At 74.3% G+C, this 15,214-nt stretch carries 11 protein-coding genes; 7 read left to right on the top strand and 4 right to left on the bottom strand.

Annotated features, from left to right (window positions below; genetic code table 11):
* Positions 1-24: 24 nt before the first annotated feature.
* From HCN56_RS16715 to HCN56_RS16700, 4 genes are all read right to left on the bottom strand, one after another.
* The gene (locus tag HCN56_RS16715) at positions 25-2,436 is read right to left on the bottom strand and encodes a transglutaminase TgpA family protein (protein WP_167971966.1); all 2,412 of its coding nucleotides are present in this window, start codon (positions 2,434-2,436) and stop codon (positions 25-27) included.
* Between the two features lie 73 nt (positions 2,437-2,509).
* The gene (locus HCN56_RS16710; protein ID WP_167971964.1) at positions 2,510-3,781 is read right to left on the bottom strand and encodes a DUF58 domain-containing protein; all 1,272 of its coding nucleotides are present in this window, start codon (positions 3,779-3,781) and stop codon (positions 2,510-2,512) included.
* The gene (locus HCN56_RS16705; RefSeq protein ID WP_167971962.1) at positions 3,781-4,767 is read right to left on the bottom strand and encodes an AAA family ATPase; all 987 of its coding nucleotides are present in this window, start codon (positions 4,765-4,767) and stop codon (positions 3,781-3,783) included. Before HCN56_RS16705 ends, HCN56_RS16710 begins: the two co-directional genes overlap by 1 nt.
* 126 nt (positions 4,768-4,893) lie before the next feature.
* Positions 4,894-5,412, bottom strand: coding sequence for a beta-class carbonic anhydrase (locus tag HCN56_RS16700; protein ID WP_167971960.1), 519 nt, complete (start codon positions 5,410-5,412; stop codon positions 4,894-4,896).
* A gap of 316 nt (positions 5,413-5,728) precedes the next feature.
* On the opposite strand from HCN56_RS16700, the gene rsmH reads away from it, so the two are divergent.
* The 7 genes from rsmH to murD are packed head-to-tail and all read left to right on the top strand — an operon-like array spanning position 5,729 to position 15,100.
* On the top strand, positions 5,729-6,706 hold the full coding sequence (gene rsmH / locus HCN56_RS16695; RefSeq protein ID WP_167971958.1) for a 16S rRNA (cytosine(1402)-N(4))-methyltransferase RsmH: 978 nt from the start codon (positions 5,729-5,731) through the stop codon (positions 6,704-6,706).
* Positions 6,703-7,485: a cell division protein FtsL gene (gene ftsL, locus HCN56_RS16690; protein WP_167971956.1), complete on the top strand. Its 783-nt coding sequence runs from the start codon at positions 6,703-6,705 to the stop codon at positions 7,483-7,485. The genes rsmH and ftsL overlap by 4 nt, the downstream gene beginning before the upstream one ends.
* Positions 7,482-9,353, top strand: a complete 1,872-nt coding sequence (locus HCN56_RS16685) for a peptidoglycan D,D-transpeptidase FtsI family protein (RefSeq protein ID WP_167971954.1) — start codon at positions 7,482-7,484, stop codon at positions 9,351-9,353. Before ftsL ends, HCN56_RS16685 begins: the two co-directional genes overlap by 4 nt.
* A 20-nt stretch (positions 9,354-9,373) precedes the next feature.
* A complete protein-coding gene (locus HCN56_RS16680; RefSeq protein ID WP_376770885.1) occupies positions 9,374-11,134 on the top strand; it encodes a UDP-N-acetylmuramoyl-L-alanyl-D-glutamate--2,6-diaminopimelate ligase in 1,761 nt (586 codons plus the stop codon).
* A complete protein-coding gene (locus HCN56_RS16675; protein ID WP_167971950.1) occupies positions 11,131-12,573 on the top strand; it encodes a UDP-N-acetylmuramoyl-tripeptide--D-alanyl-D-alanine ligase in 1,443 nt (480 codons plus the stop codon). The genes HCN56_RS16680 and HCN56_RS16675 overlap by 4 nt, the downstream gene beginning before the upstream one ends.
* Complete coding sequence (gene mraY, locus HCN56_RS16670; RefSeq protein ID WP_167971948.1) at positions 12,570-13,634, top strand: phospho-N-acetylmuramoyl-pentapeptide-transferase; 1,065 nt, start codon at positions 12,570-12,572, stop codon at positions 13,632-13,634. The genes HCN56_RS16675 and mraY overlap by 4 nt, the downstream gene beginning before the upstream one ends.
* Complete coding sequence (gene murD / locus HCN56_RS16665; RefSeq protein WP_167971946.1) at positions 13,631-15,100, top strand: UDP-N-acetylmuramoyl-L-alanine--D-glutamate ligase; 1,470 nt, start codon at positions 13,631-13,633, stop codon at positions 15,098-15,100. Before mraY ends, murD begins: the two co-directional genes overlap by 4 nt.
* Positions 15,101-15,214: the final 114 nt, after the last annotated feature.

The raw sequence follows: 15,214 nt of genomic DNA, 5'->3' as shown, positions 1-15,214 counted from the left end.
CCGCCCGCCGGCGGCCGCGGGGTGTCAGCCCCGGGTCCGGGAGAGCCGCGGCGCGATCCGCCGCGCCCGTCCGGCGGCCTCCGCCCGCACGGCCCGCGCGCGCTGCGAGGCGGCCCGCGTCACTCGAACGGCGGAAGCGGGGAAGAGCGCCACGCGCGTCCGGGCCGCCGGGGATTCGGGCACGGTGCGCATCGCTGCGACAGCGGTCCGCACATCCTCGGCGACCGCCGCGCCCCCTGCCGACCCCGCCGCGGCGGGCCGGGGCGCGTACAGCTCCCGCTCCACCGCGTCGGCGACCCGGTGGACGGCGGCGGAGGGGGCCTCCGCCAGCTGTCCGGCGCGGACCACGCGTTGCGCACCCTGTCGGGGCGTCTCCGCCGGCACCGGCGGAGACCCGATGTCCCAGGCGCTGTCCAGCAGTTCCTCCCAGGCGGCCATCACGCCGGCCCCCGGCGCCAGCCGGCGGCCGCGCTCCCGGCGGCGCCAGAACCACGGGGTCAGCGCCAACGCCGCCGGCACCGCTGCGCCCAGCGCGCCCCAGATCCACGGCCACACGGCGAACGCCGTGTCCGAACCGGAGGCCTCGGCCGTCACCGGCACCTCGCACGCCTCCGGCTCCAGCATCGGGTCGCAGCGCTGCGGCTCCTCCGGCGCGGGCGCGGGCTCCTCCTCCTCGGTCTCCGGCGTGGTGGTCCCGGTCTCCGGCTCCTCGGTCTCGCTCTCCGGGCGGTCGGCGCTCTCCGCCTCCGGCCGCGTCCACGCCGGCGCGCTGCCCTGGCCCGGCGTCGGCTCGAACCTCGTCCACCCGACGCCCTCGAAGTACAGCTCGGGCCAGGCGTGGGCGTTGTGCAGCCCGACCGCGTAGCTGCCGTCCGCCTGGCGGGCGCCGGGGGTGAACCCGACGGAGACCTGGGCGGGGATGTCGAGGGTGCGGGCCATCGCCGCCATCGCGAAGGCGAAGTGGATGCAGAACCCCTCGCGGGCCTGGAGGAAGTTGGCCACCGCCTCCGTCCCGGTGCCGGAGGCCACGTCGGTGTTGTAGGTGAAGTCGCCCTCGGAGGTGAACCACCGCTGCAGGGCGACCGCCCGCTCGTAGTTGCTGGTCGCCTCGGCGGTGACCTCGGCCGCCGTCTGTGCGACCAGCGGCGGGAGGTCGGCCGGCACCCGGGTGAAATCGTCGGTGATCACGGTGCTGACAGGTTCCGGAGCCTGGGCCAGCTGGGCGGCGGTGGGCTCGATCAGCAGGTGGCGCACCTCGTACTCCAGCCCGGCGGAGCTTTCGCCCCGCCCGGCCACCAGCGTGCGCGAGTACGCGTCGTAGGCCCAGCTGCCGTCGGCGGTGATCTCCTGGGCGGGGACCGGCACCGGCAGTGAGCGCTGCGCGTACTCGGGTTCCGCGGTGATCGTGGTGACCGCCTCGGCCTGCTCCACCTCGTCGCCCAGCCCGGCGACCGGCCACGGGGTGTCCGGGATCGGGTCGAGAATGTTCTCGCTGGAGAACCAGCGGCGGCCGTCGAACCGGTCCAGCGACACCAGCCGCAGGTAGAGGTCGCCGGGGCGGTCGCTGTCCGTCTCGTAGGTGAGGACGGTCCGGTCGGACGGCTGGTTCAGCTGGTCCTGCAGCGCCACCACGGGGTTGACGGCGATGGTGCCGATGTCGGAGTCGCCCGACCCGCTGCCACCGCGCGTCGGGGGCGAGACCAGGCCCTCTCCCAGCGCGGGCAGCATCAGCGGTGCCGCCACCGCGACACCCAGCGCGGCGGCGCCGATGCGGTGCCCGGTCCGCAGCCTCGGCACGCGCTGCCGCGCGGCCCCCGGCTCGCCGCCGCCCTGCCCCAGCGGGCCGGGGAAGAACCGGCCCCAGGCCGACACCCGGGTGGCGCTCTCGGTGAGCAGCAGCACCAGGAAGCCGCCGGCCGCGACCACGAAGTAGATCCAGGCGGTGCCCTCCTGGGCGATGCCGGTCGCCGCCGAGTACATCGCGAGCAGCGGCAGCCCGGCCGCCGCCGCGCTGCGCAGCGTCACCGCCAACAGGTCGACGATCACGCCGACGGCCAGCACACCGGTCAGCAGCATCAGGCGTATGCCCTCGGTCACCGGCGCGGGGGAGGCGTAGCTCCCCACGTCCTGCGCGCCGAGCGAGTACAGCACGCCCAGCTCACCGATGGCCTCCGGCCCCGGTACCAGCCCCAGCAGCGCGTACTCGGGGACGGTGGTGAGCGTCAGGAGCAGGACCGCGGTGAGCAGTTGCGCTGCGGTGGTCAGCGCGGCGTTGACCTCGCCCCAGCGGGCGAGCGCGCCGACCCCGCTGACCAGCGCCAGCAGCAGCCCCGCCTGGAGGAACCACCCCCGGTCCTCGACCAGCGGCAGCAGCGCGAACGCGGTGGCCATCGTCGCAGCCCAGGCCACCGCCGTGATCCGGCCTCGTCCGCCCATGATCCCTCTCCTCGACCCACTGTCGGTCGCGCCGCCGAGCCTCACGGACCGCGGCGGTCCACCCCGTCGACGGTCAGCGCCCGAGCGTCGCGCGCGACGCCGTCCGCCACAACTCTGCCAGGGAGGAGTCGCGATGGTGCGCCAGCACCGTCCACCCGCCCTCCTCCAGCCGCTCCATACGCCGCTGCTCCAGGCGGGCGTCCAGCTGGCCCGCCGCGACGAACGCGACCGCCGGCGCCCCGCCGCGCCGGAGCGCGGCCAGTTCGGCCGCAGGTTCCTTCGCCACCGTTCCCACGAAGGCCAGCAGCAGACCGGGGTCGCGCCGCAGCAGCGCCTCCCGGGCGCCCTCGAACCCCATGCCGTCGGAGTGCTCCACCGAGGCCAGCCCGTCCATGACGAGCGCGCCGATCTCGGCCGGGTCCGGCTGCTCGCCGTCCTCCCCGGGCAGCACCGCGCCGGTGTCGGTCACCAGCCGCACCGCGTAGCCGCGCTCCACGAGGTGCGCGACGGCCGAGGCGGCACCCGAGACGGCCCGTTCGAAGGCCGGGTCCGCGCCGTCCTGCTCGTAGCCGCGCCGCCGCGTGTCCAGCAGCACCGTGCAGCGGTCCTGGCGGGGCTGCTCCTCGCGCCGCACCATCAGCGAGCCGCGGCGGGCCGTGGACCGCCAGTGGACCCGCCGCACGTCGTCGCCGTGCCGGTAGTCGCGCGGGATGACGTCGTCCTCACCGGTGATCGCCGGCGACCGGCGCCCGCCCTCACCGAAGCCGGCGGCGTCCCCGCCGAGCGCGGTGGCCGGCAGCGGCTCGATCTTCGGCAGCACCGTCATCACGTCGAACGCGGTGAACGAACGGTTCAGTTCGACGAGGCCGAACGGGTCCGTCAGCCGGAGCTGGAGAGGCCCCAGCGGGTAGCGCCCCCGCAGGTCGGAGCGGACCCGGTAGGTGACCTCGCGCCGGCCGCCGGACTCGATGCGGTCCACGACGAACCGCGGGCGTGGCCCCAGCACGTACGGCACCCGGTCCTGCAGCATCAGCAGCCCCGTCGGCACGCCGCGGGCGGTGTTCTCCAGCCGCAGCCGCACCCGGGACTCCGATCCCGCCGCGACACGGGCGGGGGCCAGCTGCCGGGCCGCGGTCACCCGGCTGCGGGTGCGGTGCAGCACCACGACGCACAGCAGCGGCAGGAGCGCGAGCAGCGCCCCGATGCGCAGCAGGTCCTCCTGACCCAGCAGGTAGGCGCAGACGGCGGCGGCGGCACCCGCCGCCAGGAAGGAGCGGCCGCGGGTGGTCAGTCCACTGAACGCGGCGCGCAGCGGTCCCCGGTCCGGGTCGCCGGCCTCCGGCATCAGAATCCCCGGCGCTGCGCGTACGCGTCGGGCATCGGGGTGTGCGCCAGGATCTCCTGGACGAAGTCCTCCGTGGTGTGGCGGTTGAGTTGCGCCTGCGCCGTGGGCAGCAGGCGGTGCGCCAGCACCGGCACCGCGAGCGACTGCACGTCGTCCGGCAGCACGTACTCGCGGCCGCCGAGCGCCGCCGCGGCCTTGGCGGCGCGCAGCAGCTGCAGACCGGCGCGCGGCGAGGCGCCGAGACGGATCTCGGGGTGGCTGCGGGTGGCGTCCAGCAGTCCGAGAGCGTAGTGGCGGACCGGGGCCGAGACGTGGACGCCGCGCACCGCCTCCATCAGCTTGACCAGCTGGTGCGCCTGGACGACGGGCCGCAGCCCGTCCAACGGCGAGGCCTCGCCGTGGCTCTCCATCATCCGCAGCTCGGCGTCGAAGGAGGGGTAGCCCATCGAGACCCGGGCCATGAAGCGGTCCCGCTGCGCCTCCGGCAGCGGGTAGGTGCCCTCCATCTCGACCGGGTTCTGCGTCGCGACCACCATGAACGGCTCCGGCAGCCGGTAGGTCTCGCCGTCGGCGGTGACCTGCCGCTCCTCCATCGCCTCCAGCAGCGCCGACTGCGTCTTGGGGGAGGCGCGGTTGATCTCGTCGCCGATGACGATCTGCGAGAAGACCGCCCCCGGCTTGAACTCGAACTCCCGGCGCTCCTGGTCGTAGATGCTGACGCCGGTGATGTCCGAGGGGAGCAGGTCGGGCGTGAACTGGATGCGGCGCACCGAGCAGTCGACCGAGCGGGCCAGCGCCTTGGCGAGCATCGTCTTGCCGACGCCCGGTACGTCCTCCAGCAGCAGGTGCCCGCCGGCGAGCAGCACGGTCAGGGAGACGCGCACGACTTCCGGTTTGCCCTCGATGACGCTCTCCATGGCGCGCCGCACCGCGTCCGCGGTCGCGCCCAGCTCACCGAGTGTGCTCTGGCCCTCGTAGGTCGTCACCGGTTCTCCTCGGCCCCTCTCGCCGCTCCGCCGCACCCCGGGGGTGGGCCGTCGTTGGTCGGTGTGCGCCACCCTGCCGGGGGCGCACACCGCGCGAGAGCATTCTTCACACAATCGCGTCCGGCGTCACCGGCAGGGCGACGGGCTGACCGCGGGGACCTCCCGGAGCAGGCCGGTCGTCACGTCGAACACGAACCCGCGGACGTCATCAGTGTGCAGGAGGAACGGCGAGCGCCGCACCCGGTTCATGGACTGCCGCACGTCCTGGTCGAGGTCGGTGAAGGACTCCACCGCCCAGCTGGGCTTCTGGCCGACCTCCAGCTCAAGTTCGGTGCGGAAGTCCTCCGTCAGCTTCTCCAGGCCGCAGCCGGTGTGGTGTATCAGCACGACCGAGGTGGTGCCCAGCGCCCGCTGGCTGATGGTGAGCGAACGGATGATGTCGTCGGTGACGACCCCGCCCGCGTTGCGGATGGTGTGGCAGTCGCCCAGGTCCAGGCCGAGGGCGGAGTGCAGGTCGAGGCGGGCGTCCATGCAGGCGACGATCGCCACCTTGCGGGTCGGACGGGCGTCCATGCCCGGGTCCGTGAACCCCGAGGCGTACTGCCTGTTGGCATCTACCAGCTGATCGGTGACCGATGAAGACATGCCGCAGACGTTAGTACGGAACACCGGTTTCACGCCCCCTCGTCACCCGCCGCCCGTGCGTGCGGCGCCACGGCGGTCTGCTGCGTCCGGGTACGACCGGTCCCGCGGCGCGCCGGGGTGACCGGGATCACCCCGCCGCGCGCGGCCCGCGCGGGCGTTGGGCGGCGGGCTGCCGAGGAGCCCGCGCGGGGCCCGCCACACGGGTCCGGCGCAGTGATTGACCCCGGAATCAGGTGGACTAGGGTTGCGCACACCCGTCGTCCGTGTCGCTTTTCTCCCCTTCGCCGACCCCGGCGGTCACCTTTTCGGAAGGCCCATGTCCACCACCAACGACCGGCCGGCAGCAGACCGGCACCGCCCCGTCTTCCTCCGGCGCTGCCTGGAGCTGCTGGGGCCCGCACTGGAAGAGCCCGGCGCCACCGTGGTGGACTGCACGCTGGGGCTCGGCGGTCACAGCGAGGCCCTGCTCGAAGCCCATCCCCAGGCCCGGCTGATCGGTCTGGACCGCGACCCCTCGGCGCTCCGGCTCGCGGGCGAGCGGCTGGAACGGTTCGGGGACCGCGTCACGCTGGTCCACGCCGTCTACGACGAACTCCCCGACGTCCTGGAACGCCTGGGGACCGGGCCGGTGCGGGGCGTGCTGTTCGACCTCGGCGTCTCCTCCATGCAACTCGACGAGGCCGAGCGGGGGTTCGCCTACGCGCAGGACGCCCCGCTGGACATGCGCATGGACCAGACCACCGGACTCAGCGCGGCCGAGGTGCTCAACACCTACCCGCCGGGCGACCTGGTGCGCATCCTGCGCGCCTACGGCGAGGAGAAGTTCGCTCGGAAGATCGTCGAAGCGGTCGTCCGCCGCCGGGAGACCACGCCCCTGCGCGGCAGCGCCGAACTGGTCGCGCTCATCCGGGAGGCGCTGCCGCAGGCGGCGATGCGCACCGGGGGCAACCCCGCGAAGCGCACATTCCAGGCGCTGCGGATCGAGGTCAACGGCGAGCTGTCGGTGCTGGAACGCGCGGTGCCGGCGGCGGTGGACACGCTGGCGGTCGGCGGCCGCGTGGTCGTGCTGTCCTACCACTCGCTGGAGGACCGCCTGGTCAAGAAGGTGCTGGCGGCCGGAGCGGCCTCCACCGCGCCCCCCGGACTGCCGGTCGTCCCCGAGGAGTACCAGCCCCGGCTGCGGTTGCTGACTCGCGGCGCCGAGCTGCCCGACGAGGCGGAGGTCGCGGAGAACCGCCGCGCGGCGCCGGCCCGGCTGCGCGCCGCCGAACGCGTGCGCGAGGCACGGGCGTGAGCCCGTCCGGCAAGGGGCCGGCCACCGGGGCGCAGGCGCGGCTCGCCCGGTTGACGGGGCTCGGCCCCGGCTCCTCGTCGGGCAACGCCGCCGCACGCACGCCGTTCGTGCTGCTGATCGTGGTGCTGCTCGGCGCGGGCATGCTGTCGCTGCTCCTGCTGAACGCCGCGCTCAACCAGGGCTCGTTCGAGCTGAGCGAACTGCGCCGCCAGGCGCAGGACGCGCGGGACGAGCAGCAGTCGCTCCAGGCCGAGGTCGACGGCTTCTCCGCGCCGGACGCCCTGGCCGAGCGGGCCCGGGAGCTCGGCCTGGTCCCCGGCGGCCCGCCGGTCTTCCTCGCCCCGGACGGTTCCTTCCTCGGCGACCCGGTGCCCGCGCCGCCGCCGGAGGAGCAGGAGGAGGAGCCGGTGGTGGACCCGGCGCCCGAGGCGGAGCCGGGGCCCGAGCAGACCGCCGACCCGGACGAGCCCGAAGAGACCGACGACCCGGACGACTCCGCGGCGGCACCGGACGACGAGGACCCGGAGGCCGACGCGGACGCCGAGGACCCGGAGAACACGGATGACGCCGACAACGCGGACGGCGCGGCCGGCCCCGACGCCGAGTCCCCGGACGACGCTGCCGACGCGGCCGGCACCGACGCCGACCCGGTGACGGACACCGCCGCCCCGTCCGCCGACGCGGAGCCCGGCGGCCGAGCCGCCGGCGCCCCCGCCGGCGCCGGCCCGGCACCGCAGGGCCCGCCGCGCCCCAACGAGCCCCTGGAGGTCGCCCCGTGAGCGCAGAACGCCCGCCCCGGCCCCGCCCGGCCCCCCGGAACGAACCGCTGCGCCTGGGCAGCCCCCGGCCGCGGCTGCGGCTCATCGGTCTCGGCCTCACGCTGGTGATGCTGGTCTTCACCGTGCGGCTGGTGCAGGTCCAGGCGGTGGACGCCACCGCCTACGCCGACAAGGCGCAGGTCAACCGGTTCGTGACCGTCCCGATCTCCGCGGAGCGCGGCGACATCACCGACCGCCACGGCACCGCCCTGGCCACCACCGTCGACGCCTACGACATCATCGCCGACCCCTCGCTCTTCACCGAGGAGCACACCGACACCGACGACGGGCCCGCCCAGGCCGCGGCGCTGCTCGCCCCCATCCTCGACCAGGAGGAGGAGCGTCTCACGCAGCTGCTGGACAACCCCGGGTCCCAGTACGCCGTCCTCGCCCGGCAGCAGACCCCGCAGGCCTGGGCGCAGATCCAGGACCTGCGCCGCACCCTGGCCGAGCGGGTGCGGGAGGGTTCCGGGCACCAGGTGCTGACGGGGATCTTCCGCGAGAAGAACCCCAAGCGCGTCTACCCGGCGGGGGAACTCGCCGCCGGCGTCATGGGCTTCGTCAACAGCGAGGGCGTCGGCGGCGGCGGCATCGAGGCCCAGCTCGACCCGCAGCTGGCGGGCGAGGACGGCACCATGCGCTACGCGCAGTCCGGCGGCCGCCGCGTCCCGACGGCCGGCTCCACCGAGCAGCCCGCCGTCCCCGGCACCGACATAGAGCTCACCATCGACCGCGACATCCAGTGGGCGGCGCAGTCCGCCATCGCCGCGCAGGTCGACGCCTCCGCCGCCGACGGCGGGTACGTCGTCGTCCAGGACGTCGCCTCCGGCGAGATCCTCGCGATGGCCTCCGCCCCCGGCTACGACCCGAACAACTACGGCCGCGCCGAGCCGGGCACGCTGGGCAACCCCGCCCTCTCCGACGCGTTCGAACCCGGCTCCACCAGCAAGCTCATCTCCATGGCCGCCGTCCTGGAGGAGGGCAGCGCCGCCCCCGACACCCACGTCACCGTGCCCAACCGGCTGCCGCGCGCCGACCGCGCCTTCGCCGACGACCACGACCACGACACGTACTACCTGACGCTGGCCGGGGTGCTGGCGAAGTCCAGCAACATCGGCACCATCCTGGCCACCGAGACCCTCTCCGACGAGCAGCCCGAGGCCAACGAGATCCTCCACCGCTACCTGGCCGACTTCGGGTTCGGCCGGCCCACCGGGCTGGCGTTCCCCGGCGAGACGGCGGGCATCCTCGCGCCGCCGCAGGACTGGAACGCCTCGCAGCAGTACACCGTCTCCTTCGGGCAGGGACTCTCCGTCAACGCCGTGCAGGCGGCCTCGGTCTACTCCACCGTCGCCGGCGGCGGGGAGCGCGTCGCGCCCCGCCTCGTCCGCGGCACCACCGGCCCGGACGGCCAGTACCAGGAGTCGGCCGAGCCCGACCGGGAGCGCGTCATCAGCGAGGAGACCGCCCGGCAGCTCACCGCGATGCTGGAGACGGTCGTCCACGACGAGGAGTGGGGGACCGGCGGCGCCGCGCGCATCCCCGGCTACCGCGTCGCCGGCAAGACCGGCACCTCCAACCGGGTGGACCCGGAGACCGGACGCTACGACGGCTACACCGCCTCCTTCGCCGGCTTCGCCCCGGCGGACGACCCGCAGGTCACCGTCTACTGCGCGGTGCAGAACCCCACCGAGGGCGGCTACTACGGCAGCCAGGTGTGCGGCCCGGTCTTCCGCCAGGTCATGGAGTTCTCCCTCAAGGCGCTCCATGTCGCGCCCAGCGGGGAGGACGCCGTCACCCTGCCGACCACCTTCGACCCCGACGAATGACGAGAACGAGCGGAGCCCACGTGAAGATCATCACCGGTGAGGACCGGAAGGGCCCCTCCGGGGCAGCGACCCCGGGCGGGCCGGAGGGCTCACGTCGCGACACCCCCGCCGAGCCCGGTACGCTCACCGCCGTGCGACACGGTGACAAGACCCAGCCCGCGCTGCCCAGGCCACAGCACGTCCGACCGGTTCCGCTGGCCGAGCTGGCCCGCGCCGCGGACGCTGACCTGACAGCGGCAGCCTCCCCCCGGACGACCGACGGGCCCGGGGGCCCGTCCGAGGAGGGCGGCGAGGCGGGCGGCCCGGCGGCCACCGGCATCACCCACGACTCCCGCGCGGTGCGCCCCGGCGACATCTACGCCGCGCTCCCGGGCGCCCGGTTCCACGGCGCCGACTTCGTCGCCCAGGCCGCGTTCCTCGGCGCCGCGGCGGTCCTGACCGACCCCGCCGGCACCGAGCGCGCCGCCGCCACCGGTCTTCCCGTCCTCACCGTGCCCGACCCGCGGGCCGTGATGGGACAGCTCGCGGTCACCGTCTACGGCGACCCGGGCGCCGCGATGCTGCGCATCGGCATCACCGGCACCTCCGGCAAGACCACCACCGCCTACCTGGTGGACGGCGCGCTGCGCGCCGCGGCCCCGGACGGCGGTCAGACGGGGCTGATCGGCACCGTCGAGACCCGCATCGGGGACGAGCGGATCAAATCGGAGCGGACCACCCCGGAGGCCACCGACCTCCAGGCGCTGTTCGCCGTCATGCGGGAGCACAAGGTCACCTCGCTGGCCATGGAGGTCTCCAGCCACGCGCTGGTGCTGGGCCGGGTGGACGGCTGCGTCTTCGACATCGCCGTGTACACCAACCTCAGCCCCGAGCACCTGGACTTCCACCCGGACATGGAGGACTACTTCCGGGCGAAGGCGCAGCTGTTCACCCCGGCGCGCTCCCGCACCGGCGTCGTCAACATCGACGACCAGTGGGGGCAGCGGCTGGTCCGCGAGGCGCAGGTGCCGCTCACCACCTACTCGGCGGAGGGTCACCCCGACGCCGACTGGCGGGCGAGCGGGGTGGAGGCGGGCCCGATGGGGTCGACCTTCACCGCGCACGGCCCGGACGGGGTCGTGGTCCGCGCACAGGCGCCGCTGCCCGGCGAGTTCAACGTCGCCAACACGCTCGCCGCCATCGCCGCGCTCGCCACCGCCGGCGCCGACCCGCAGCAGGCCGCCGACGGCATCGCCCGGGTGCCGGGCGTCCCCGGCCGGCTGGAGCGGGTCGACGCCGGCCAGCCCTACCTCGCGGTCGTGGACTACGCCCACAAACCCGACGCGGTGGAGTCGGTGCTGCACGCCGTGCGGAAGATCACCGACGGCCGGGTGCACGCCGTCCTCGGCTGCGGCGGCGACCGCGACCCGCACAAGCGCACCGCGATGGGCGCCGCCCTCGCCCGCCTCTCCGACACCGCCGTCCTCACCTCCGACAACCCCCGCTCGGAGGACCCGCTGGCGATCCTCGCCGCCATGCTCACCGGCGCCTCCCAGGTGCCCAGCCACGACCGCGGCACCGTGCTGGTGGAGGAGGACCGCGCCGCGGCCATCGCCGCCGCCGTCGCCCGCGCCGAGCCCGGCGACACCGTGGTGGTCGCCGGCAAGGGCCACGAGCAGGGCCAGGACATCGCCGGTGTCATCCGCAACTTCGACGACCGGACCGAGCTGCGTGCCGCCATCGAGCGCGCCGGCCACGCCTCCGCCACACCCAGCCCAGGGACGGACCAGGACACCGCATGATCCCCCTCTCCATCGCCGAACTCGCCGCCGTCGTCGACGGGAAGCCGCACGGGCTGCCCGTCGCCCCGGACACGGACCCCGGGGCCGACCCGCTGAACGCGACGGTCACCGGCCCCGCCGTCATCGACTCCCGCGAGGCCGCTCCCGGGGTGCTGTTCGCCGCCTTCGAGGGCGAGCGGGTCGACGGGCACGACTACGCCGCCGCGGCCGTCGGGGCCGGCGCCGCCGCCGTGCTGGCCACCCGGCCGGTCGGTGTCCCCGCCGTGCTGGTGGACGACGTCACGGCGGCGCTCGGCGCACTCGCCCGGCACACCGTGCGGGAGCTGGGCGCGACCCTTGTCGCGCTGACCGGCTCCTCGGGCAAGACCTCCACCAAGGACCTGATCGCGCAGCTGCTGCGCGAGCTGGGCCCCACGGTGTGGACGCCGGGTTCGCTCAACAACGAGATCGGCCTGCCGCTGACCGCGCTGCGCGCCGACGCCGGGACGCGGCACCTGGTCCTGGAGATGGGGGCACGTGGCGTCGGACACATCCGGTACCTGGCCGAATTGACCCCGCCGCGCATCGGTGTGGTGCTGAACGTCGGGACCGCGCACGTGGGCGAGTTCGGCGGTCAGGACCGCATCGCGCAGGCCAAGGGCGAGCTGGTCGAAGCGCTGCCCGCCGCAGATGAGGGCGGTGTCGCGGTGCTCAACGCCGACGATCCGCTGGTGCGCGCGATGGCCGCCCGGACCCGCGCCCGGGTGGTGTTCTTCGGCGAGTCGGGCGAGGCCGACATCCGGGCGGAAGAGGCGCGTCTCGGCTCCGACGGACGGCCTTCGTTCACCCTGTGCACCCCCACCGGGCGCAGCGGTGTGACCATGCGCCTGTACGGTGAGCACCACGTGTCGAACGCGCTGGCGGCAGCCGCGGTCGCCCATGAACTGGGCATGCCCGCAACGCAGATCGCCGAAGCGCTGTCGTCCGCGGGCCCGCTCTCCAGATGGCGGATGGAGGTCACCGAGCGCGCGGACGGTGTGACGATCGTCAACGACGCCTACAACGCCAATCCGGACTCCATGCGCGCGGCGCTCAAGACGCTCGCCACCATGGGGCACGGAGGACGCACCTGGGCGGTGCTCGGCCAGATGGCCGAGCTGGGGGACGATTCGCAGGCCGAGCACGACGCCATCGGACGGCTCGCCGTCCGGCTCAACGTCAGCAAACTCGTGTCGGTCGGCGGCCTGGAGGCCGCGTGGCTGGACATGGGTGCCAAGAACGAGGGTTCGTGGGGTGAGGAGTCGGTGCACGTGTCCGACGCTCAGGCAGCGCTGGAGCTGCTGCGGGACGAGCTGCGGTCGGGAGATGTGGTGCTGGTGAAGGCATCGCGAGCCGTGGGTCTGGAGAGGGTCGCCATCGACCTGCTCGGTGATACCGAAGGCGGGGTCGCCGCCCGATGAGGCAGATCCTCTTCTCCGGGGTCATCGGGCTCTTCCTGACCCTGATCGGCACCCCGCTGCTGATCAAGCTGCTCGCCCGCAAGGGCTACGGCCAGTTCATCCGGGACGACGGCCCCCGGGACCACCACAGCAAGCGCGGCACCCCGACCATGGGTGGCATCGCGTTCATCCTGGCCACGCTGATCGCGTACTTCGTGACGAAGGCGGTCACCGGCGCCATGCCGACCGTCTCCGGTCTGCTGGTGCTGTTCCTCTTCGCCGGTATGGGCCTGGTCGGCTTCCTCGACGACTACATCAAGATCGTCAAGCAGCGGAGCCTCGGCCTGCGGGCCAAGGCGAAGATGCTGGGCCAGCTCATCGTCGGTGTGGCCTTCGCGGTCCTGGCGCTGAACTTCGCGGACTCCCGCGGACTGACCCCGGCCTCGACCCACCTGTCGTTCGTCCAGGACTTCGGCTGGTCCATCGGCCCGGTGCTGTTCGTCGTCTGGGCCCTGTTCATGATCCTGGCCATGTCCAACGGTGTGAACCTGACGGACGGTCTGGACGGCCTGGCCACCGGCGCCTCGGTGATGGTCTTCGGCGCCTACGTCTTCATCGGCGTCTGGCAGTACGGCCAGACCTGCGCCAACGAGCTGACCGCCGGGCCCGGTTGCTACGAGGTCCGCGACCCGCTCGACCTCGCCGTGGTCGCCGCCGCGCTGATGGGAGCGCTCTTCGGCTTCCTGTGGTGGAACACCTCGCCCGCGAAGATCTTCATGGGCGACACCGGGTCGCTCGCCCTCGGCGGTGCCCTCGCCGGCCTGGCGATCGTCTCCCGCACCGAGCTGCTCGTCGCCGTCCTGGGCGGTCTGTTCGTCCTGATCACCATGTCGGTGGTCATCCAGGTCGGTTCGTTCCGGCTCACCGGCAAGCGCGTCTTCAAGATGGCGCCGCTCCAGCACCACTTCGAGCTGAAGGGGTGGAGCGAGGTCCTGGTGGTGGTCCGGTTCTGGATCATTCAGGGGATCTGCGTCATCGTCGGACTCGGCATCTTCTACGGCACCTGGGCGACCAGCCGATGACGGGCGCGGAGTTCACCGACCGCCACGTCACCGTGGCCGGACTCGGTGTCAGCGGGGCCAGTGCGGCACGCGCGCTGGCCGCCGCGGGCGCCCGCGTCACCGTCGTCGACGGCGGCGACGGGCCCCGCCCGCGCGCCGCCGCCGACCGCCTCACCGGCCCCGTCTCCGACGGCGGGGCCGGCCCCGCCGTCGAGGTCCGCCTCGGCGACGGCGCCACCCTGCCGGAGGGCACCGACCTGGTCGTGACCTCGCCGGGCTGGAAGCCCGACAGCCCGCTCTTCGCCGCCGCGGCGGCCGCGGGCGTCGAGGTGATCGGCGATGTCGAGCTGGCCTGGCGGCTGCGCCGCCCGGCCGCGGACGGCACGCCGCCCGCCGACTGGCTGGTCGTCACCGGGACCAACGGCAAGACCACCACCGTTCAGATGCTCGCCTCGATCCTCGCCGCCTCCGGTGCCCGCACCGCGGCGGTCGGCAACATCGGGACGCCCATCGTCGACGTGGTGCTCTCCGGCGAGCCCTACGACGTCCTCGCCGTCGAACTCTCCAGCTACCAGCTGCACTGGGCGCCGAGCGTGCGGGCACACTCCGCCGCCGTCCTCAACCTCGCCCCCGACCACCTCGACTGGCACGGCTCCATGGCGGCCTACGCCGCGGACAAGGGCCGGGCCTACGAGGGCAACCGCGTCGCATGCGTGTACAACGCCGCCGACCCGGCGACCGAGGCGCTGGTGCGCGAGGCCGACGTCGTCGAGGGCTGCCGTGCCATCGGCTTCACCCTCGGCACCCCCGGCCCCTCGCAGGTCGGCGTGGTCGAGGACCTGCTGGTCGACCGCGCGTTCGTCACCGACCGGCAGCGCGCAGCGGCCGAGCTGGCCGCCGTCGCGGACGTCCGGCCCGCCGCCCCGCACAACATCGCCAACGCCCTGGCCGCCGCGGCACTGGCCCGCGCCTGGGGCGTGGAACCGGTCGCCGTCCGCGACGGGCTGCGGGCCTTCCGGCCCGACGCCCACCGCATCGCCCACGTCGCCGACATCGGTGACGTGGCCTGGGTCGACGACTCCAAGGCGACCAACACCCACGCCGCCCAGGCGTCGCTGGCCGCCTACCCGTCGATCGTCTGGATCGCCGGCGGCCTCGCCAAGGGCGCCACCTTCGACGAGCTGACCGCCGGTGCGGCCGAACGGCTCCGCGGCGTCGTGCTGCTGGGCGCCGACCGGGCCCTCATCGCGGAAGCACTGGCGCGACACGCCCCGGATGTGCCGGTGTCCGACATCGACCGGACCGACACTGGAGCGATGGCGGCCGCCGTCCGCGAGGCGTCGCGGCTGGCCCGCCCCGGTGACACCGTCCTGCTGGCACCCGCCTGCGCCTCCATGGACATGTTCACCAACTACAACGAGCGGGGCGACGCCTTCGCCGCCGCCGTACACGACCTCGTGGACGCCCCGGACGCGGACCGGAACTGAGCCGGCCCGCCCCGGGCGGGCGAGCGCCCCGCACCGGCGGGACACCCGGAGGGGACGACGATGCACCAAGACCGTTCGGCCGCCCCACCCGGCCGGGGCGGGGCCGGCCGGCCC

It is taken from the genome of Streptomyces lonarensis (assembly GCF_012033735.1).
In the GTDB taxonomy this organism is placed as follows: Bacteria; Actinomycetota; Actinomycetes; order Streptomycetales; family Streptomycetaceae; genus Streptomyces; species Streptomyces lonarensis.
This window is presented reverse-complemented; position numbering and strand designations above follow the sequence as displayed.

Bases quoted from the DNA above. Each gene is read 5' to 3' on its own strand.
- HCN56_RS16715 (WP_167971966.1), bottom strand. From the start codon at position 2,436: ATGGGCGGACGAGGCCGGATCACGGCGGTGGCCTGGGCTGCGACGATG.
- HCN56_RS16710 (WP_167971964.1), bottom strand. From the start codon at position 3,781: ATGCCGGAGGCCGGCGACCCGGACCGGGGACCGCTGCGCGCCGCGTTC.
- HCN56_RS16700 (WP_167971960.1), bottom strand. From the start codon at position 5,412: ATGTCTTCATCGGTCACCGATCAGCTGGTAGATGCCAACAGGCAGTAC.
- rsmH (WP_167971958.1), top strand. From the start codon at position 5,729: ATGTCCACCACCAACGACCGGCCGGCAGCAGACCGGCACCGCCCCGTC.
- HCN56_RS16675 (WP_167971950.1), top strand. From the start codon at position 11,131: ATGATCCCCCTCTCCATCGCCGAACTCGCCGCCGTCGTCGACGGGAAG.
- mraY (WP_167971948.1), top strand. From the start codon at position 12,570: ATGAGGCAGATCCTCTTCTCCGGGGTCATCGGGCTCTTCCTGACCCTG.
- murD (WP_167971946.1), top strand. From the start codon at position 13,631: ATGACGGGCGCGGAGTTCACCGACCGCCACGTCACCGTGGCCGGACTC.